13 protein-coding genes are annotated in these 21,182 nt (G+C 53.4%); 3 read left to right on the forward strand and 10 right to left on the reverse strand.

The genetic code is table 11. The features are described from left to right. The first annotated feature begins 38 nt into the window (after positions 1–38). Genes MNODULE_RS12860 through MNODULE_RS12870 form a run of 3 tightly spaced genes read left to right on the forward strand, consistent with a single transcriptional unit; the run spans position 39 to position 8,799 of the window. A complete protein-coding gene (locus MNODULE_RS12860) occupies positions 39–3,566 on the forward strand; it encodes a tetratricopeptide repeat protein (RefSeq protein ID WP_272953261.1) in 3,528 nt (1,175 codons plus the stop codon). A gap of 46 nt (positions 3,567–3,612) precedes the next feature. After that, entirely contained in the window at positions 3,613–4,986 is a 1,374-nt protein-coding gene (locus tag MNODULE_RS12865; protein ID WP_168060405.1) for a DUF1302 family protein, read from the forward strand. An 18-nt stretch (positions 4,987–5,004) separates the two neighbouring features. Then, positions 5,005–8,799 (forward strand): FG-GAP-like repeat-containing protein, encoded by a 3,795-nt coding sequence (locus MNODULE_RS12870; RefSeq protein WP_168060407.1) that lies wholly within the window; start codon positions 5,005–5,007, stop codon positions 8,797–8,799. A 12-nt stretch (positions 8,800–8,811) separates the two neighbouring features. On the opposite strand, the gene MNODULE_RS12875 is transcribed toward MNODULE_RS12870, so the two are convergent. The 10 genes from MNODULE_RS12875 to MNODULE_RS12920 form a co-directional block, all read right to left on the reverse strand. Further along, positions 8,812–9,591 carry a class I SAM-dependent methyltransferase gene (locus MNODULE_RS12875; protein ID WP_168060409.1) on the reverse strand — a complete coding sequence of 260 codons (780 nt, stop codon included), beginning with the start codon at positions 9,589–9,591 and terminating at the stop codon, positions 8,812–8,814. A gap of 110 nt (positions 9,592–9,701) precedes the next feature. Beyond that, the gene (gene accD / locus MNODULE_RS12880) at positions 9,702–10,532 is read right to left on the reverse strand and encodes an acetyl-CoA carboxylase, carboxyltransferase subunit beta (protein ID WP_168060411.1); all 831 of its coding nucleotides are present in this window, start codon (positions 10,530–10,532) and stop codon (positions 9,702–9,704) included. A 111-nt stretch (positions 10,533–10,643) separates the two neighbouring features. Then, complete coding sequence (ahcY, locus tag MNODULE_RS12885) at positions 10,644–11,900, reverse strand: adenosylhomocysteinase (RefSeq protein ID WP_168060413.1); 1,257 nt, start codon at positions 11,898–11,900, stop codon at positions 10,644–10,646. A 203-nt stretch (positions 11,901–12,103) separates the two neighbouring features. Beyond that, the gene (metK, locus tag MNODULE_RS12890; protein ID WP_168060415.1) at positions 12,104–13,255 is read right to left on the reverse strand and encodes a methionine adenosyltransferase; all 1,152 of its coding nucleotides are present in this window, start codon (positions 13,253–13,255) and stop codon (positions 12,104–12,106) included. 242 nt (positions 13,256–13,497) lie between these two features. Continuing rightward, positions 13,498–15,252: a c-type cytochrome gene (locus tag MNODULE_RS12895; protein WP_168060417.1), complete on the reverse strand. Its 1,755-nt coding sequence runs from the start codon at positions 15,250–15,252 to the stop codon at positions 13,498–13,500. 61 nt (positions 15,253–15,313) lie between these two features. Continuing rightward, complete coding sequence (locus MNODULE_RS12900; RefSeq protein ID WP_168060419.1) at positions 15,314–16,162, reverse strand: c-type cytochrome; 849 nt, start codon at positions 16,160–16,162, stop codon at positions 15,314–15,316. A 188-nt stretch (positions 16,163–16,350) separates the two neighbouring features. Then, on the reverse strand, positions 16,351–17,577 hold the full coding sequence (locus MNODULE_RS12905) for a nitric oxide reductase (RefSeq protein ID WP_168060422.1): 1,227 nt from the start codon (positions 17,575–17,577) through the stop codon (positions 16,351–16,353). 70 nt (positions 17,578–17,647) lie between these two features. Further along, a complete protein-coding gene (locus tag MNODULE_RS12910) occupies positions 17,648–19,576 on the reverse strand; it encodes a cytochrome ubiquinol oxidase subunit I (protein ID WP_168060424.1) in 1,929 nt (642 codons plus the stop codon). Positions 19,577–19,672: 96 nt separating this feature from the next. Then, positions 19,673–19,819, reverse strand: a complete 147-nt coding sequence (locus MNODULE_RS12915; RefSeq protein WP_168060426.1) for a hypothetical protein — start codon at positions 19,817–19,819, stop codon at positions 19,673–19,675. Positions 19,820–20,347: 528 nt separating this feature from the next. Beyond that, on the reverse strand, positions 20,348–21,181 hold the full coding sequence (locus MNODULE_RS12920; protein ID WP_202882203.1) for a formylglycine-generating enzyme family protein: 834 nt from the start codon (positions 21,179–21,181) through the stop codon (positions 20,348–20,350). Position 21,182: the final 1 nt, after the last annotated feature.

Here is a 21,182-nt window from a genome sequence, read left to right on the forward strand (position 1 = left end):
GGCAGGTGATTATGAAACAAAGAGACTCTTTTTTTTGAATGCAAATTAATTTTTTACTATCTTCCCGCACTTCCCGCTCTTTCCGGTTCGGACCCGAAAAACTCTTATCCTCCTACAGAGGATTCCTTTCGATTCTCTGCTCTGTTTTTCTTCTTTTTTTCTATCTGATCAATCATTCAAGCGCACTGGCCGCTTCCCCCGAACTAAAGAAACGATTCGACAAAGGGGTCGTCTTGTTTCAACAAGGAAAAATCGATGAAGCGGAGACGCAATTTTTGGAGATCCTTCGAGAAGATCCTACGCTGGTTCTTCCCCACGAATACCTTGGACGGGTCTATGTTCAATCAAACCGATTGGAAGAGGCAAAAACCGCTTTCGAGGCGGTGATCCAAAAGGCATCGACCTACCCCGGAGGATATTTCGGCCTCGGTCTCGTATACAGAAATCAGGGAGAGATCGAACAGGCCGAGGAGCTTTTCAGAAAGACGGTCGCATTATCGCCTGCGCATATTTCCGCCTGGCTCCACCTCGGCCAAATCTTAGAGAAACAAAGGAAGATGGATGAAGCCGTCGCGGCTTATCAGAAAGTCATTGAGCGCGGCCCGGCGGCATCCTCGGAAGCGCGTGAGGCCGAACAGCACCTGAAAGAGCTGGGGGACACACCGGAGATCGCAAGGCAGGTTCAGACGTGGGTCGCTCAAGCGGAAGCCCGGCTCAATGAGGGGAATGCGAAGGGGGCGTGGGCTCTTTATCAGAAAGCGGCTGAGCTTCTTCCAAAGAGCCTCTCGATTCGACTCTTTATGGGGAGCCTGGCTTCTCAACTTGGAAATCCAACCAAGGCGGAAGAGGTCTATCGGGAAGCGATTCAGATCGATTCCACCGCCCTTCAGCCCCATCTCTCCCTGGCGAAACTCTACGACCAGATCGGAAAAACCGATGAGGCGATCAAAGAGTATGAAGCCCTCCTTCTCTTAAATCACGACGAGACCCTCCCGGAAATTCGATCCGCCAAGGAGGCGCTTTTTCTCCTGCTGGATCGAAAAGAGATTCAGGAGCTGACCCGAAAAGGAGAACTCCTCACCCAAGAGGGAAAATGGGGAGAGGCGCTGCAGCACTTCCAGGCTGCCGCGGACATCGATCCCGGGCTTCCGGTCGTCCATCACAATCTGGCGCGCTTCTACGACAAGACCGATCGGCCCGATCTGGTCGTTCAAGCGGTCAACGAAGCGCTTCTTCTTGAGCCGGACTCCCGCACTCTCCATCTCCTCCTCGGAAAAGCCCTCCGCGCAGAGCGCGCCTTCAAGGATTCTTTGGCCGCCTACGTCAAGACCCTTTCCCTTTCCCCAAATGGCCAGGAAGGCCTCTTCTATCTGGAAGCCCAGGCCGGACTCCTCCAGACGGAATTTGAGATGCTCAAGGCCCCCATCGAAGCGGCCCCACCTTATCGGGACGGGCTCCAGAAGAAAGCGAGCGGAGAGCTGGACGAAGCCCAGATTTCGCTGGAGCAGGCATCGCGCCTCTCGCCCGGGAGCCCGCTCATTCACCATGCTCTCGGAGAGGTTTACGAGAAAAAGGGGGAAAGAGAAAAAGCGATCGCCGCCTTTGAAGAGGCCGTCGAACTCCACCCCGGCCTCTATCCGGCCTGGCGGGCGCTCTCCCGGCTTTACGCTCAACAAGGACGTCACGCAAAAGCGCTCGATGCCCTCGATCGGCTTCTCAGCCTCTCTGATCCAGGCTTAACGTCGATCGGAACCTCGCGCGAGGAAATCCAAAAAGAAAAGGGAGCCGCTCAACAGAAAATGGAAGACGCCCGCGCGAAAACGCGCGCCCTCTTTAATCAAGCACAAGAGGCCCTCGCCAAGGGGGAGAACGAAAATGCGATCTCTCTTTTCGAAGCCGCGTCTAACGAAGAGAAAGACAACCTCTCGATCCTCTACTCCCTCGGGATCGTTTATGCGATAGAGGGTAAGTTGCCCGAGGCGACCGGCGTTTTCATGAAGATTCTCGACGCCGATCCGCTCCACTTGGGCGCCCTTCTTCGGCTCGGTTTCATCCAAGAAACGAGAGGGATGCTGCCGGCCGCCGCCCGGACCTATCGACGCCTCCTGCGACAGAAAGAGCGAGGCGACGCGCCGGAATACAAAGAAGCGTCGGCTCGGCTTGCCGCCGTTACCGAAAATCTCAAACGGCTGAGAGAGGCCGAGCGCCATGAGAAACGGGGGCTCGCGGTTTTAAACAAGCTCTCTGAGATCGCTTCCGGGATCGGGACGGCCCAGCCGGCTGCCGATGTCGAACGACCCGACCCGGCGAGGCTTCAACTCGCGCTCTGGGACTTTAAGCAAGCTGTCGCCCTTCGCCCCGACGAGGCGCGTTATCATTACAATCTCGGCCTCTTTTATGAGCATCTCAATTTCGGCGAAGGGGGATTGAATCGGGAAAATGCGGAGCGGGTGAAGAAGGAGCCGCGTCTTTTGAAAGAACCGGTCGCGGCGTACAAGGCGGCGATCGATCTCGATCGCCGCTACCTCCCTCCTTACGCCCGCCTTGGCTACCTTTATGAATGGCAAGAGGAGAACGATAAAGCCCTCACCTTCTACAAATCGCTTCTGGAGGTGGCGCCTGATCCACACCCGATAGAGGTCAAGGAGATCGAGGCAAACGTCCTGAGGCTTGAGAGGCGCTTTTTCGGAAATGTCGGATATGCCGCCGGGCTGGACAGCAACTTTAACCTCGGCCCGCCGCCCCAGGATTTCTTCCCTCCGCCGCAGGATGAGACCTTTACCAGTCTTTCGGTGAATCTGGCTTATTATTTGGTCCGGTCCCCACAATTTCAAATTCCTTTTTCCTATCAGCAGGATACGACCTTTTACTACCGCAGTTCGATCTACTTCAGCAATCATGGCCTCTCCTTGGGATTCCAACATCGGCCGAGCACCTCCTTCTCCTACGGAATGACCGGACGCTTCCAAGCCAGCTTCGCCAAAAACGGCGGCGTGGGGCTTCTCCTTTCTCAGGGAACCGCCTCCATGAGTCGCTTTGGAACAATTCCCACTATTCTCTCTCTCGAATATGGATTCAGCGACTTCTATTTTCGCCACAACGACGAGCTCGATGCAAAAGAACATCGGGGGACGTTGTCGGCAACCCAGGCTTTCGGCTGGCAGGATGAAGCCGACCTCTCCTATACCTTTAACGACCGACAGAGCCCGGGCTCTCCAGACAACAGCTACCAAGGCCATCGCCTTCAACTCGGATACCGAAGATGGCTTCGCCCCGATCTTCAATTCCGGGGATCGGCGGCTGTTTTCTTACAAAACTTTCTCCATCCCGACGCCCTGGACCCGGAAGGCCGACTCCGACAGAACACCCTGCTCTCCTACAGCGTGGGGCTTCTTTATACCTGGAGCGAGAGCACGAATCTCTTCATCGATTATCGATGGCAGGAGAATCGGTCGAACCTCGGCCCGGCATTTCTGAGCCAACAGGATATCCTGGAGGGGAGAAGCACCGCCTTGGGAGATTATGAAAAAAGAACGCTGACGTTGGGGGTGAACGTTGCGTTTTAGTTTCGCTCTCCTTTTTTTCATTTTTATTTTTTTAGTGACCCAAAACATGATGATCGCAAATACCTTCGCCCAAGAGAGCTTCACATTCCATGGCCAGCTTAAAAACGAGACCGCCTATCGCTATGTCAACCCGGCCTCCTTTACCAAAATCCTTAATCTGGCCCGTCTGGAGGCGCGTTATACCCCCTCCTCATCGGTGCAGTTGACTGCATTGGTCCGAAGTTATTACGATGCGGTGTACGATTTCCAGGAGGTCGATAATGTCGTCCCGAGGAAGAATCCGCGGACCATTCTGAGTGAGGATCTTACCGCCGAGGAGATTAAAGCCCTCCGCATTGGAAACCTCCGGAAGATTGAGGTCGAGCAGAAGGAGACCGAGCTGCGGGAGTTTTATCTGGATCTTTTTTTCCCGAGGTTCGATCTGCGGATCGGAAAACAGATCGTCCGATGGGGAGTGGTGGAGGGGTCCCGGGTCATCGATGAAATCAACCCGCTCGATTTCCAGGAGTTTATCTTGAGAGAGATTCAAGATCGATATATCCCCCTCTGGATGGTCAAGGCCGATTTCTATTTCGATCCGAACACCGTGGAGATTCTCTGGATTCCCGATCTTGAGTTTCACAAACCGGCCTCGGTCGGAAGTGAATGGGAACAATTTCAGGTGCTGGAAGGACTTGAGACGCCCCCTCAGAACTTGAAGAACAGCGAATGGGCGATCAAAGTAATGCGTCAGATCGGCGGATGGGATACTTCGCTGAGCTACTTCTATACCTGGGATGATTTCCCGTCGGCCTTTCGGACCGTCTTCGGCCTGGGAGAATTCGGGGTTTCTCCGGAGGTGGCCTTTAATCCGAGACATACCCGGCTTCGTATTGTAGGAACCACCTTCTCGAAGGGGATTGAATCGCTGGTCTTCAACGGCGAGGCCGCCTTTGTCCATGGAAAGATGTTCGGAACCCGATTCGGCCGCTTCAACCCGGATACCGGACAGCCGGACAATCCGGAGGCTTTGACATTGACCCTTGGAGAGATTCAACGGGATTATTGGAAATATGCATTGAGCGTCGATTGGCGCGTCTTCGGGGCGGACCTCTCCCTGCAGGTTCAACAGCAATATATTTTGGGATACCAATCCGAAATCATTCAGGACCGGATCGATACCGTCTGGGGCCTGTTCATCCGTAAAGAGCTTTTCTACGGCCGCTTGCTTTTGGAGATGCTGACGATCTATTTTGTGAATGACCGGGAGCTCTTGATTCGTCCCAAGGCCACTTATCAATTGAACGACGCCTTCAAAGTCGCCGTGGGGGCCGATATCTTCCATGGAGAGATCGGCGGCCCGCTGCCGGGAGAATTCAATTTTGTCGGATTTTTTAAAAACAATGACCGGGTCTATCTGGAATTGACTTACAGTTTTTAACAAGCAACGAGGCAACAGATGCAATATTTACTAAAGAAAATTTTCCTCCTCTTCCTTCTCCTCTCCGCCTGTTCGGCGGACCCTTTTCCCGATTGCTGTATTGATCAAGGAGAGCGGAGGGATGCCCCTTTCAGCACGACCTTCCTCGCTCAGTTCAAGACCGGCTCGAGCGACATTGTTGCGCCAAACCCGGACCAGTTCCTCCGAATCATTACGGAAGCGGATATCATGACCCTGATGAACTCCGCCGCGACCAGCCAGCTAAATCGAAACGGATTGATCGGCGGGGTGGTTCAGGGGTCGCAGGGACCGGCGCGCGAAGCGGCCATTCAGGTCACCGACGCCGAGGGAAACATCATCGGGCATGCCACCGGAACAAGCCGGAATCTCTTCTACAACAGCCTGGGACGGATTCCCGATCTGACCATCGATCAAGGGACCTCCTCGGAGGGGACCTTTACGGTGTTCAATGTCCCACCGGGGGAGACCTTCTTTCAGGTCGTTCGAGGCGGGCGGGGCAACGGCCGGATCACCTCTTTCGCCGGGGCCGTTTCCCTCGGCCGAATCGACGCTCTTCCTGTGCTTCCAGAACGGGTCGGCTTGTTGGGGGTGGCGATCGACAATCTTACCGGAGCCGGTGTCCCCGGCGCCTCGGCCGCCTTTTTTGGAAGGGAGCAGGTCGAAGAAGCCAATGCCGCCGGGCTCTTCTTGATTTCCCTCGACCAGGGCCTGCCGACCAACGGCGAATACCTCGTCCGACTCTCGGCTCCCGGCTTCCGGGAGACGACGCACCGTTTCAATACGGCCATGGGGGATGTTCTCAATCGGCAGCAGGCATTCGATCCTCTTACAGACGACAACATGCTCCTCTACTCGGAAGGGAACATCCAAGACTGGGCGCAGCGCCTCGGCGTGGAACTCCGGCCGACGACCGGTGTGATTATCGGACGGGTCACGCCTGGTCAAGCAAATGTTGCGATCACACCCACCGGCCCCGATCCCGCCTCCCTCGGCCGTGTTTTCTATTTCAACCAGAGCGGACAGATTGATCCCTCTCTGTCCGGGACGTCAAATACCTCTTCCTTCGTATTTTTTCCAGACTGCGCGCAGAACCCGGGTGGCGAAATTTTCCTCAATGCATCGGCAATCGCCTCGGACCCACAAAATAACGATATCTTCTCCACGGGACGGGCGGTCGCCTACTGCCGGCCGGGAGGAGTCTTCCTTCAGACGATCGCAATCACACCACGGCCCGTAGGATCGACCTCGTTTACAGTCCCTATCAATGGGGAAGTGAAACCGGAGAGAGGAGGCGCTGCAGTCGCGGGAGCAACGCTGCAGATCGTTGGATCGGACGGGAGTACCAGTTCCAATGGCGAGGGGCAATTCACAATTTCCCCTACCCCTTCCGGCACACCGGATGCGATCTCCCCCCTTATGGCAAACAGCAACTACACTGTTAGGGCGCAGGGACTCACTTTCGTTCCAACATACCAGTCCCTTTCAACCGGCCCGGCGGGTGGAAAGCGCGATCTGATCTTGGTGGAGGCGGCACGGATGTCCCAACTCTGTCCCCCTTCCGGCCAAGGCGCTTTGATCGGGACGGCTCGCGATCTCGGCCTGATCGATCCATCCCGAAGGGGGCGTGCAGCAGAGGAAATCACCCTGAAGGTTTTCAAAGAGAACGGGGAAGAGGCCGGTCGGGTCGTCTCTTTCGATACCCAGGGCCAGTTTATCATCTGTGATCTTCCCTTCGCTTCGAACTCCCCTGGCGTCTTTCAGATCCGAGTGACCTCCCCCGAGGACTCCGGGGCCTTTCTGGTCACTGCTTATCCGGACGGCGTGACCCTCGTCTCGATCGACATCAACAAGGCGTTGCCTCGGGAGACCTCCTTCAGGGGACAAGTCCAAAACCTCGCTCAACCCGAGGGGGCAAACAATATGGTTGGAGACGTCCGACTTTCCGTCCTTGGGACACAAAAACGCTTCACTGCAGACGCTTCCGGCAGGTTCGATCTCTTACTCGACAGCAACAGCAGATTCATTGTCCGCGCCGAGAAAGAAGGCTATCTTCCCTCTTACAATTATCAGGTAGAAACGTCGGCAAGGAATCTAATCTCTCCTTCCTCTTCGCTCTGGACAATTTCGGCGGGGGATGCCGACGCGTTGGCCCAACAAGCCGGTCTCTCCCTTCCCCTGCAAGGGGGAATATTATCAGGCAAGGTGTCGATTCGGGGATTTGACGCGCCTAAACCGACCGATCCGCCTATTCCGGGACTAGAGGCTGCCGCGAAGAGCCTCCATTTCGGCTTCTTGGATCAAGACGCCCATATCGATCTCTTGTCGGTCTCTGAGCAGGGAATGATGACACTTCTCTTCGGAGACGGCCAAGGCGGTTTCCCATCTACGTTGTCTTTTCAATTGAAATACAGAGACCGTCTCGAAAACCCTCAAGACCTGGCTTCCGTGCAATCCGTTGAGATTGGAGACTTCAACCGGGATGGACAAACCGATATAATTGTTTTTGGAGACAACACGCTGATCTTCTTCCCTGGAGCTGGGAACCGAACCATCGGATTTGAGGAGGGAAGGGAGAATCCGACCCCCCTCTTTGATTCAGGTAGTCCCAAAGCGATGACCGTCGCAGAGTTAAACGGAGACAGCTCTCCCGATCTGGTCTTCGCGCTCGGCGGGCAGCGCCCCCTTCTCCGCTTGATCAACCAAACCGACGGCTCTTTTGTCCCGTTTGAAGCAGCAACCGGTGTAGCAGATCCCTCCGGCAGCTGCGGGAATGATCCGACCGCGATCGCCGTCCGACAAGTGGGATTGGCCGTGATCGACATTTTGATTTCCGACGCGGCCCGCGGACTCTGTGATCTCACGTTTGATAATACGGGGATTCCGAATGCGCCGCCGATCACGCTTACGCTTCCAACCGGTGTCTCCCCAGCCGATGTGATCGCCATTAAAACCGCTTTCCTCGATTCAGACAATATCCCCGATTTTCTCCTCCTCCACAAAACGGGGGGGGCCTTTTTCCTCGGTCTGCCGCCGGCGCAGGTGCAGGACACGCCGACCACGAATATCGCTTTTCTCCCGTCGTTTGACCTTCCGGCGGATTTTATTCCGACCCGGATGCTCTTCACGGATATCAACCGCGACAGCAGGGCGGACCTGGTCATCGGGGGGGCCGGGTCGACAGGGGAGGCGCGATTCCTCATCGGCAGTGGGAATGGAGCGTTTGGATCGTCCAAAAGCATCCTTTCGTCCCCGGTTTCCGACCTCGCCTTGGCCGACGCAGACGATGATGGGAAGGAGGATTTGATCCTCTCTGGAGCAAGTAGCGGAGCACTCCAACTATTCCGCGGGTCGGACAGTCCCCAGGCAGGGATCCGGATTGAGGCGAGGAATGCAGCGGGAGAGTGGGTCGGGGTGGCAACATATCCCGATCAAAACGGTCGGATCGCGGGGGCCACGGCCACCACCGACAGCGGCCGATTTATCTTCTTCAATGTCCCCGCCGGATTAACGAACATAAGGGTGGCGGAGGGGGGAGCGGGAAACGCGTTGGTGACCGCCTATTCAGGAGGCCTCTCCTATACCCATTTAGATATGGATCCAATCCAGCCGACCACCGTGATGGTGGACGGTCAGGTCATCAACCCGACGGCGGGAGAGTTTGCCGGGATTTCGGTGGAGGGAATCGAAGTCAGCTCACTCGGAACGTCAGCAAAAACCATGTCGGGGGCGGAAGGGAGATACCAACTTCACCTGGGCGCCAACAGCGAGCATATTATTAAGCTTGATCCGTAAGAACGAAAAACTTCAGGCTGCCTTCACTGAGGCTTCCTCGTCCTTTCGAGCGACAATGAGGATTTGATTGCAGAGGTGGTTGAATGGAAAGAAGTCGAGGCGGCGCCCCAAAGCATATCCAAGTTGAGGATTGACCTTCGCGATTCGCCCCAGTCCCGGGAGCATGACGCCGACCTTCTTAACAATCGCCATTCCTTGAAACAATTCCCGGACCTGACGCGGCCAGATCACAAGATGATCGCGACGGAGCGCCCAAAGAAAGAGGCCGGCAAAGGGGCTGTTGAATTCGACGATAAACGTTCCTCCCGGCTTTAAGACACGGCGGACCTCTTGAAGGATCGCCTTCTGCATCTCGAAGGGGAGAATATGAAAGAAGCGAATAGAAACAATCTTATCAAAGGTATTCTCTTTATAGGGAAGCTGCAGCCCATCGGCCAGATGGAATGAGACGTTCGTGAGCCTTTTCTCCGACGCCTTCTCCTTGGCCCGTTCGATCATCTTCCAGGTCAGGTCGGCGCCGAAGATCGAAACTCCCTTTTCCGCCATTCCCACGGAAACCCTTCCCGTTCCGGTCGCCAAGTCTAAAATACGATCTCCCTCCTTCGCCTCTAAAAGATCGAAGATGACCTGATTGGACAATTCGGCATAGAACCGGCCTGCGACATGAGAAAATCGCTTTAAATCGTAGACCTCCGCTTCCTTTGTATAGTCGGCCTGCTTGACGTTTCGATAGGTTTCCATTCCAATCTGTTCCGGATCGATTGTACGTTTTCTTAAAGCGCTATCCTTCATGCACACCTCCCTACATTATAAATTGAACGAAGGGATACCCCGATTTAAGGCGAGTATAACATGACGGCTCGTACCGAAGGAAGCGCTGGATTTTAAGGGGGGCTTGAAAGCTAAAAAAAAGATAAAATGCGAATGAGGGTCTCTCGGAGGCGCTTTCGCTCGACGATCATATCGATCATTCCATGTTCCAAAAGGAACTCGGCCCTTTGAAAACCTTCCGGAAGCTGCTGCTTGATCGTTTTTTCGATCACCCGGGGCCCGGCGAAACCGACGAGGGATTTCGGCTCTGCGATGATGATATCGCCCAGCATCGCGAAGCTGGCGGTGACGCCGCCGAAGGTCGGATCGGTGAGGATGGAAATATAGGGGACCTTTTCTTCTTGAAGGCGAGCGATGGCAGCGCTCGTCTTCGCCATCTGCATCAGGGAGAGAATTCCCTCCTGCATCCGGGCGCCGCCGGAGGCGGAGAAGAGAATCAGCGGGAGGCGCTTCTCCTTCGACCGTTCGATGCCGCGCGTCAACTTTTCACCGACGACGGAGCCCATGCTGCCGGCCATAAAAGCGAAGTTGAGGACGCCGAGCGTCACCACGCGTTGATTGATCTCCGCGTCTCCGATCACCAGGGCATCAAGCTGTCCGGTTTTTTCCTGGTTTGCTTTCAAACGGTCTTTGTATCGGGCGGAATCTTTGAAATGGAGGGGGTCCAGGGGGGCGAGTGAAGAATCGAATTCAATGAAGCTTCCCTCGTCGACCACCATCGCAATCCGCTCTTCGACGGAAATGGGAAAGTGGTAGTCGCACTTGGGGCAGACCTTCGCGTTCCGCTCGAGCTCTTTTCGGTAAATAATCTCGCGACAGTTGTTGCACTTGACCCAGAGCCCTTCCGGGATTTTGATCTTTTTCGTTTCCCCGGGCTGCCGTTCTTTTTTAAACCAAGCCATGGCTCACTATTCTAACAGATTTCAGAAAAAAGGAGCCAGAAACCAGAAGGTGTGCACCTTATTTACCCTGGATTCTGGCCCCTGAATTCCAAACTTCCATGACCTAATTATTTAGGTCCCCATTTCCCAGGAGGCGAGATATTTCTCCTGCTCTTTGGTCAGCTTATCGATCTTGACCCCCATCCCCTCCAGCTTGAGGCGCGCAATTTCGGCGTCGATCTTCGGCGGCACGGGATAGACCTTCTTTTCAAGGTTTTTGTGCTGCTGAACGAGATACTCCGCAGAGAGGGCCTGGTTGGCGAAGCTCATATCCATCACGCTGGAAGGATGCCCTTCGGCCGAAGCGAGGTTAATCAAGCGCCCTTCGCCGAGGAGATTGACTTTTCGTCCGTCCGAGAGGGTATACTCGTCCACAAACTCCCGGATGGTCCGCTTCCGCTTGGAGAGTTTCTCGAGAGCAGGGATGTCGATTTCGACGTTGAAATGGCCCGAGTTGCAGACAATCGCGCCGTCTTTCATTACCTCAAAATGCTCTTTCCGGATCACCTTGATATCGCCGGTGACGGTGATGAAGAAGTCGCCGATCTTCGCCGCTTCCGACATCGGCATCACCCGATAGCCGTCCATTACCGCTTCAATCGCCTTTAATGGATCGATCTCGGTGACGATGACATTTCCCCCCATTCCGGCCGCCCGCATCGCGATCCCACGTCCGCACCAGCCGTAGCCGGCGACGACCACCGTCGATCCGGCCACCATCCGATTGGTGGCGCGCAGAACGCCGTCCAGCGTGCTTTGCCCCGTCCCATAGCGATTGTCGAAGAAATGTTTGGTGCTGGCGTCATTGACCGAGATCACCGGAAATTTCAAAACCCCCTTCTGCGCCATGCTCCGAAGACGGATGACGCCGGTTGTCGTCTCCTCGGTTCCCCCGATGAGATTCGGAATCAATTGCTTCTGCTCGGAGAGGATGGTCGAAACCAAATCGGCCCCGTCATCCATCGTGATCATCGGCTTGTGTGCCAGGGCCGACTGGATATGCTTGTAGTAGGTCTTGTTGTCCTCTCCTTTGATTGCAAAGGTCGCGATCTGATAATGATCGACCAGGGTCGCGGCGACATCGTCCTGGGTCGAAAGGGGATTGGAGGCGCAGAGAACCACATCGGCGCCGCCCGCCTTGAGGGCATCCATCAAATTCGCCGTCTCGGTGGTGACGTGAAGACAGGCCGAAATGCGCACACCCGCCAGCGGCTTTTCCTTCTTAAAACGTTTTTTAATCAAGCGGAGCACCGGCATGCTCTGCTCGGCCCATTCCATCCGAAGTTTTCCTTTTTCACTCAGCTTGATATCTTTAATATCGTAGTCCATTCCTTCTCCATCACATGCTAGAGGTTGATGTATTGAACGCGACCGACTTGCATACCCTGCGACCGCTGGTGCAGGAGGCGTAATCGGTCCGGGGTCGGCTTCAGGCCGCTCTTTATCGATGATTGTCTTTGAACAAAATTGTTCTCTCTTCCAGCCGGCGATCATGCGTGGAAAACCGCCTGCTGGTTTGAGACGGCGATCGGTTAAAGTCCTGCAGCCTTTCTGATCGCATCGGCCAAGTCCGTTTTCTCCCATGTAAAGTCGGGGTCATTCCGTCCAAAGTGGCCATAGGCGGCGGTCTTTTTATAAATGGCGCGCCGGAGTTTCAGATGTTCGATGATCCCCCGAGGGGTCATGGGGAAATGATCCCGGACCAGTTTCACCAGCTTATCCTGAGAGACCTTTCCCGTTTGCTTGGTATCGACCAAAATGGAAACCGGATCGGCCACACCGATCGCATACGCAAGCTGGACTTCGCAGCGCTCCGCAATGCCGGCAGCCACCAAGTTTTTTGCAATATAACGGGCCATGTAGGAGGCCGAGCGATCGACTTTTGAAGGATCTTTTCCGGAAAAAGCCCCTCCGCCGTGACTGCCGACGCCGCCGTAGGTGTCAACAATAATCTTCCTTCCGGTCAGCCCGGTATCCCCTTGCGGCCCCCCGACCACGAATCGTCCCGTTGGGTTGATGTGATAGATGATGCTCTCATCATCAAGGAGTTCCGGCGGAATGACCGGCTTGATGACCTTCTCGATCACATCTTCCCGAAGCTCTTTTAAGGTAATATCGGGGCTATGCTGCGTCGAGACGACGATTGTCGTCACCCGGGTCGGCTTTCCATCACGGTATTCGACAGTCACCTGAGATTTCCCGTCCGGCCGAAGATAAGGAAGAATATCTCCCTTCCGCATCTCTGTAAGTCGTTTCGTAATTTTATGGGCAAGGAGAATCGGTGTCGGCATTAATTCCGGCGTCTCATTCGTTGCATAGCCGAACATCAGCCCCTGGTCTCCGGCGCCTCCCGTATCGACCCCCATCGCGATATCCGGTGACTGACTGTGGATAGAAGTGATCACCGCGCATGTTTCATAATCAAACCCGTACTTGGCCCGGGTGTATCCAACCTGCTTGATCGTTTCCCGGACGATATCGGGAATTTCGACATAGCAGGAGGTGGTAATCTCCCCCGCCACAAACGCAAGGCCGGTGGTCACAACCGCTTCGCAGGCGACGCGGCACGTCGGGTCCTGTCCGATAATCGCATCCAAAACTGCATCGGAAATTTGATCGGCGATCTTATCAGGATGGCCTTCCGTGACCGATTCCGATGTAAACAAAAAATTCAAACGACTCATCACTTTCCTCCTTCTATTGAGGCCTGAGTTGCTCGCCCTCAATGATCATTTCGCTCGTCTCTTATCCCAAGTTCATATCACACGGGGATGGATTTCAAAATTGTCTGATTATAACTCGAATAAAAGCAGGAATCAAAGCATTTCTGTTACATTTAGAGGGATAATTTATCTTTATGTTAAAGAAAAAGGGTGGATACAATCTTTCCGTATCCACCCTTTTTCTAATGCATGACCTGTTTCGGTTAGGCGTTCTCTATTTTCTTTTTACGTGCTGCGTAGAGAACCAACCCCTCCAACAGAACAACCACACCTGCTACGATTGGAGGAATCACGTAGACCTTCCCCGGAACGGGAGGCTCCATCATCAGGTAGTAGTAGGTGGAGAGAGCCATCTTGCCGCCGAACTCGCCGGCATCTCCATCCCAGGCGAAGAACACGACGGGAATGTTCTTACCCATCTCAAGCTGCGCATCATGTTCCGGATCTTCGGTCTTGAGCGCCCGCTTCATCACGAGCTGCCAGCGCCCGTTGCTCCATTTGGCGTTTTCGACTTTGAGGTTTTTGTTGGCCTCTTTTACCGAGATCTGCTCAAGTCCGTGGCCGGTCAATTCCTTCGTAGAGCCGTCGGACTCCCATTTCCAGATATCGGTTCCCCGCTTTGCATCGCCGTGGATGAAATACGGCTTCTCCGGCGGGGGAAGTTCCTGCCATTTCTCTGCGAACTGGATCGCAATCGCATCGTTAAAAACCCCTTTGGGCTCGGGGTTTACATCCTTCAACGGACCTGCCGCACCGTCGTTTTCGTGGGTAAGGTTGGTCGTATTGATGGCGGGAAACGCATCCGAAGATATCCGTTTTGCGTCGTATACCGCTTCTTTATTTTCATCGAAATGGCTCTCGGTGCGGTCGTTCCATTCCAAGAGAAACACGACCTCTTTATCGTTAAAGAGAGAGCGGAAGCGAATGTCATCGACCGTTCTCAGGAAGTGGCGCGGAGGCTGGATAATCTGGCTTGCCAGACCGATATACTGCGCCGGCAACTCCAGCCATTTCGGGTCATTTGGATCGGTTGGAAGCTCCCCTTCGGCCACAAACCGTGATTTGAGGACGAATTGGATGGCCGGCTTTGCCGTCTGCGGGTCGATCGGATATTTCTCGGAGAGCGACATGACGAAGTTCGCGACATGCCATCGTTCCTCCTCAGTCAGCTCATCCCTGAAGGAAGGCATCGGCGTTCCATTCAATCCGGTTGAAATCTCTCTGAAAATATTTCTGGGATTGTATGGATCGCGGCGATTGCCGCGCAGGTTCCAAGGTTTCGTCAGATCAGCCGGAAAGATTGGAAAACCCCAATCATCTCTTTGCGTAAGGTTTCCGTTTCCGCGCCCTTCAACTCCATGACATTCGACGCATTTTGCCTTCGTCATATAGATCTCCTGCCCCAATTTGATGCTTTCTTCCGAGGAAGGGATCTGCTTTCCGTAATCAATGACGGTTATTTCATCATCCGGATCATCAAATTTACGATCCTTTACAAGTTCTGTTTTAACAAAAGAGATGACCTGCTTTCTCTCTTTTTCACTAAGAATTTCTCCCCAAGGAGGCATCGCCGAACCCGAGAGGCCATGCGTGACGCTCAAGAAAAGATCCTCATCTGTTGGCAGTTCACCGCTCGCTGAATGGCGGATTTTAAATGTCCCCTGGTTGAAATTTCTCGGCTTTGTTGCCAGCCGAATGGCCGATGGACCATCTCCCGCCCCATCCGGACCGTGACACCAGACACATTTTCGAAAGTAAACCGCTTTTCCCGCTTCGACATCCTCCGCGGTCGGCTTTGACGGCGTGTATTTTCCCGGCTTCGGCTCCAACTTCTGTTGCTGGGCCTCCGCATTTCCAATCCAGAGCATTCCTGCGGCGGCCAGGAAGACGGCAACCAAACCGGCCGTTACCGTCTTCCGAGCAAACCGGCTCATTTCTTGATTAAGTTTTCCCCTCATGGTAGTAAGTCCCCCCTCAATTAAACCGATTGGGAATAAGATATTTGAATGACGTTTTAGCTTAATCCCACGTTCTTGGGAAGAAACCGGTATGCCAATATTCAAAAAGAATCACCTGCCACATTTCATTTGTCGTCAGATGCTTCTCCCATGGCGGCATAGCGGATGCCCAGGGAAACGCTTCACGCGACAATCCGGGACCACCCTTCGCGACTCGCCAGAAAACAAAGCTTTCCTGTAACTGGGCAATTGTTCCTGGGTCGGCAAAATTCGCCGGGATCGGATTGAAGGCAAAGGCGAAAGGGCCTCTTCCATCCAAATTATCTCCATGACAGAAGAAACAGCCGGCCGTCCCGAAGAAAACGGTTCCCCCATCACGGACATTTTGAAGAAATTTAGGAGCGTTCTCGGCAAAAGGGTTCTTTCCATGATGAACACTCTCGAGGCCGACCTTCAAATATCCTCCGCTATCGTCCACTCGAAACGGATTCTCCGCCGTTTGTAGGTTCAGGACTTTATCGTGAACGTTGATACTGGCCGGAGGAGCCGGATGAACGGTTCTCAACTCGATCGGCTCGTCAAACTTAGGGAGCATCTTATTGTATGTCCCGTATGCAAGAAGCAAAGGAATGGCTGCAAAGGTGAAGTAACGCGACATCTTTGCTTTCCCGGTGTCTTCCTGAAGCATAAACTTAATGGGACTGGTAAACTCCTCCCAAGAAGGCTGGCTGAGTGAAACGTAAAGAAAACATGCGATCGTCACAACAGCCATATAAATCGCCAGGAGGGAAAACGGGATCGGCGGCTGAAGGATAAACCGGAAAACAATATAAGCCGCAATCCAGATAATCGGAGCCTGGATGATTTTTGGAATGGGTATTCCCATCTTATCCTTGATGATCCAAGCCAAGACGATGATCCCGATTCCGACGCCCATTTGAATCAGCAAGGCGAACTTGCCGGCATCGATAAATCCCGCTCCTCCCCCTGCCCAAACCGCCATCGGTAGGGCCAGAACTGCGAAGAGGACTTGCAATGTAAGAGAAGTTGCTCTCTGCTTTAACATAAGATACGCGCCTCCCGTCCTCATACCATTCATTAAAATTTCCCTCCTGAAACCTGACCTGTAGCAGAGGCCTGCATCGAACCCGAAGTTGGGTTCGATGCGGTTTCAACAGATTCCTCTTCCGAAGGGGTGAGGCTCGCCTTCTTTAAAGAGCCCTCCTTCTCGTTCGGCAGCCGGTCCAGTCCGCTTTTGATCGCCGCTTCAGCATCTTGCTGCAGAAGGTAATCAACAAGTTTATCCAGTCCGGAGACGGTGAATTTGTGACGGAAGTCCTTCATCATATCATCGGCAAATCCGGGAACAATGAAGGCCGCCGGATCCATGATTGATTCAACGACATACTCTCTCGGCGTTTTCGCCTTGGCCTTCCCTTCTTTCACCGCCTTCTGATATTCAGGAGATTTGATCCGATTGGGTGCGTTCGTCTTTTCGATCAAAAGAGGACCCACCATCCCGGATTTGGCAACTTCAAGACCTGGGATTTTATGGCAAGCGACACAGGCCATCTTGGTGACGATCTGGTCAACCGTATCGGCTTCGAGAGCAACGGGAGGTCCGGCCACCACTTTAGCCTCTCCTTCTTTCGGCCCCGCATCTTGCTTCAACGGCTTTCCAAAATAAGCCTCCCAGTCATCTTTCGCGGTGATCTTGCTCATTTCACCCGCATCTTTTGACTGCAAGAAACTGACAACCGCGACGATTTCAGTGTCGGTCAACTGGATCGGCGGCTTATGGATCATCGGCATGGGGCTTTCCTGGTCGTTCGTCCCCTTGATGCCGAATCCTTCCACCACGTAGCAGTTCGGGCAGTATTCCGACTCAAGCAGATACTGTCCGCCGGTAGTCGCATGGGGCTTGAATCCGCTGTTCGACTCACCGCCTGAAAGGCGAGAGGCAAACTCCTTGTATCTTTCTTCCTTGACCCGATTGCCGGATCGCTCTTCCTCACCGATCAGGACCGGGCAACGATCCGCTTTCTGCTCTTGAAAGAACATATGGCAGAGCGGGCACTGACCTTTTCCGATCGGAACGTCTCCTTTACCGAAGCTTGGATTTTCGGTTCCGAAAACGATCTTTTTCCCCATCGTCGCCAGCTCTTCCGGCGTGATGGAACCAAGATCGACCGCTTCCGCCGCCTCGGGCGCGTCTCCTCTGATTTGCGGCAACCAGTTTGCAATTCCCGCAAAGATCCCAAGGATAAAGACGTACCAGATGGCTACTTTTACAATTGTTCCCGTACCCGCCTTATTACTTTTCATTCTCTTCTCTTACCCCCCACATTTTTGGGGGGGGCGAACTGTCCCCAGCTGCCCCCCCCATTAAGAGAATTTAATGGCTCCCCGCTGGAACTGTCGCTTTTCCGACACCCGCTGTCTCTTCTGCCGTGACATGGGCCTTCTTCGCGGAGAGGGCGCCAAGCCAGAAGACGAAGAGGAGCATCGTCCAGAATAAAAGCACATTCATTGAGTTGATGTTACCCGCATAACCCAGCGGATTGGTAAATGCCCATGGAGAATTGTCGCGAAGGACTTCATTGACATGCCAATGCAGGCGGACGGAAGAGCGGAGGTAACCCATCACCGCCATTGTCCAGGTGAAAGACACGGCGAGCAAAAAGAGCGCATAGGCTCCTCTGGGCGACATCTGCCCCCACCGTACTTCACCCAGCTGCCTGGCATTCTTGAGCATCATTGTATTAACCGTCACCCCAACGAACAACGTGGTCAAGGTCGAGCAGACCTGAGGAACGGAAAGACCGATCCGAACGTTGGCGGGGATGAAGTAGCCATAGATTCCGAGGAAAACGATGTTGATCGCCGCACCGGTGAAAAGCGCGCCGAGGAAAGCATTTCCCATCGCCGCCCATTTTACTGTCGGGACCTTGTTGCACCGTTGATAAATACAGAAGCAGAGAACCGTTGTCGAGATCATGATGTTGATCGCGGTATTTTTAGCCGACATGACACCGTAGTTTCCGACAACCGGATGCTGCGCGCCACCCATCGCCTTCAACTCAGCGGGGGTCATCACCAACGTATGAGGGGTCAACCAAGCGATCGTGGAAACGATAAGAACAAGGAGCATATATTTAAAGAACCGGTAATACCGTTCCGCTCCCGGCATTCTCCCCATCGCCTGCCAGAGGTAGTAGTTGGTGCTCACAAACAAGATCGCGATCATCATCGCCTGCATGATGAACACCCAGGCCAGAAGACCTCCCATCAAGGTGATCCCCATCTGTTGCCGGTAACCGTAGATTTCCCGCATCAGCCAATAACCTGCGAATGGAAGAGGAATGAGGTTCAAGATCCCCATAAACATCGCGACATAGCTCATCCAGTCGTAATACGCTTTTTCTTCCGGCGTTTTGGCTGCCAACAGTCGATAAGAGGCATAAGCGGCCACCACACCTCCGCCGAACGCGGCATTTCCAAGAATACGATGGATGTTCAGCGGATGCCAGAGGGCGGTATGCACTGCCTTCCAGATGTCGCCCAAGAAGCGGCCTTTTTCATCAACGCCCGCCGGAGACATCATGAACGCGATCCAGGAATTGGCGAAGAACATCAGGATGATGCCGATCGTATTGAGAAGGAAGGAGATGGAAAGGTGGACCCACTTCAGGAATCCGCCGTCATTCATTCGATCCCAACCGTAGTAGTAGATATAGAGTGTTCCGCTCTCCAGGATAAAGAGGAGGGCATACACATGCATGATCGGCTTGAAGATTTTGGACAGATAACCGAAGAACCCGGGATAGAGGGCCAGGAAAGTAAAAATGAGAATACCGCCGAGGACCGCGGTGATCGAATAAGCGGTCAAGCTGATTTTCATCATCTCATGGGCCATATCATCATATTTCTTGGCCATCGTCTTGTCTTTTTGCATCATCCCGACCAGTTCCATCACGAACACGAACATGGGGACGGCGAGAACGAAGCTACCGAAATAGAGATGCTGCTGGTTTGCAACCCAGAGAATCGTACGGCTCTGGAAGGTGCCGTAGGTTCCGTAATCATCTGGATACTTTAGATTTGGGGCCGGCGGGCCCGAGACGATCCCAAACTCGCCCTCTCCCTTATAAAAAACGTCCTTTGCCTTCTCAACCTTTTGTTCCGTTCCAGCAGCCGCTTCTTTTTTTGCTTCTTCGGCTCCAGCCTGAAGGGGGATAAAGGGGAGGAGGAGGAGCAAGCCTATCACACCCAGAAGGACACCTGCTCCGATCTTCGCCTTTCTAGGATCGTTAAAGCTACGCATTTTAATACCTCCTTGAGAGATGATTAAGATGTGAAACACTTGAAACTGACGGGGAGGGAAGTCCCTCGCCCGAACTTCTGAGAAAACGCAACCAAACTATTTATATGGAAACGGAAGGTTTTGCATGGGTCCCATCATGACCCAATCAAGAAAATAGTAATAGACTGCGGCAACAATCATAAATACGAAAAAGTAACCGAGCGTTTTGCCGGTCTCCTTACTGCCTGTCTCCTGATTTGCCATCTCGCAACTCCTTTTATTCAACATTAATATCGTTGTAAGACTTAATACTCCAAGAGCATTACTTGGGAAGTCGCTAAATTTAGTGCCCGAACCCCGGCGGCGGAGCAGAGATATACCAAATGGCCCACGAGCAAAAGATAAGTGTAACGAAGAATATAACTTTCCCTAATTTGACGCCTTGCTGTTGATCCATTTTTCCACCCCCAAGGAATAATGACTGCTACGGTAAACCGGAAAGAAAATTGACGGGACTATATACCAAAAAATAAAGCTTGTCAACAAAAAAGTAAACATGTTCAAACTCAAAAATCTTGACTCTTTTCTGAGTCGTATGATAGTGTACTTTTCACCTACAACACGCGGGAGGCTGAATAACATGGAACCCCCTAAACGCAAAGACCCTCAAATTTTCGATATGATTGTGATCGTCGGCTTGATCTTTAACGCCCTCATCGCGATCTTTCTTGTCCTCTACTGGCTGAATCTGGTCTAACCATCTATACCGCCTATACCGGACAGCCGCACCCATTATCGATCGGCCGACTTGGCGCACCTAAATCCCACCGTAGTATCCCTGTAATCCGGGAACATTTTCATCCGCGCGGAAGTCCGTCCTGAAACCGCGGAGTCATTCCAGGAGCCCCCTCGAAGCGTTTTCATCTCCCCCTGATCCGGACCTTTCGGGTTTCGATTGGGCGCGTGTCTGTAATAATGCTCGTCATACCAATCTTGGACCCATTCCCGCACGTTACCCGCCATGTCATAGATCCGATAAGGACTCTTGTCCTGCTCAAACGAGCCGACGATCGCCGTATAATGGGCTTGATCCTCCCCCCCCAGGAAATTGGCAAAGACCGGCGTGGGCTCATTTCCCCACGGCCATGCCGCCGCCTCTGCCCCTTTCGAAGCTTTTTCCCACTCAGCCTCTGTGGGAAGTCGCCCCCCCTTCCATCGGCAAAATGCATCGGCATCTTCCCAGGTAACGTACACGACCGGTTGATTCTGGTCATTAAAGCTTTCAATGTTTTTCAGATAACGAGAGAGAGGAGATCGGTGTCCCGTTGCTCGAACGAATTCGGCATAATCATATTGAGTTACTTCATACCGGTTAATCTCAAAAGCATCCACATAGACGCGGCGGGGCGGTTTTTCATCAAACCCGCCCTCCTCGCTTCCCATGATGAATTCTCCCGCCGGCACTAAAATCATTGGGTTTTCCTTTGGATCCCCCGAGACTTTTACACTTTGAGCAACCACCCCGTTTTCCGGATCTCTTGGGCTGGTAACGCGAATTGCAACAAGTGCGATGAGGCACAAAAATGAAACAAAAAGAACCCAAGCTCTAATAAAAATTTTGTCCATA

This window comes from Candidatus Manganitrophus noduliformans (assembly GCF_012184425.1).
GTDB lineage: Bacteria > Nitrospirota > Nitrospiria > SBBL01 > Manganitrophaceae > Manganitrophus > Manganitrophus noduliformans.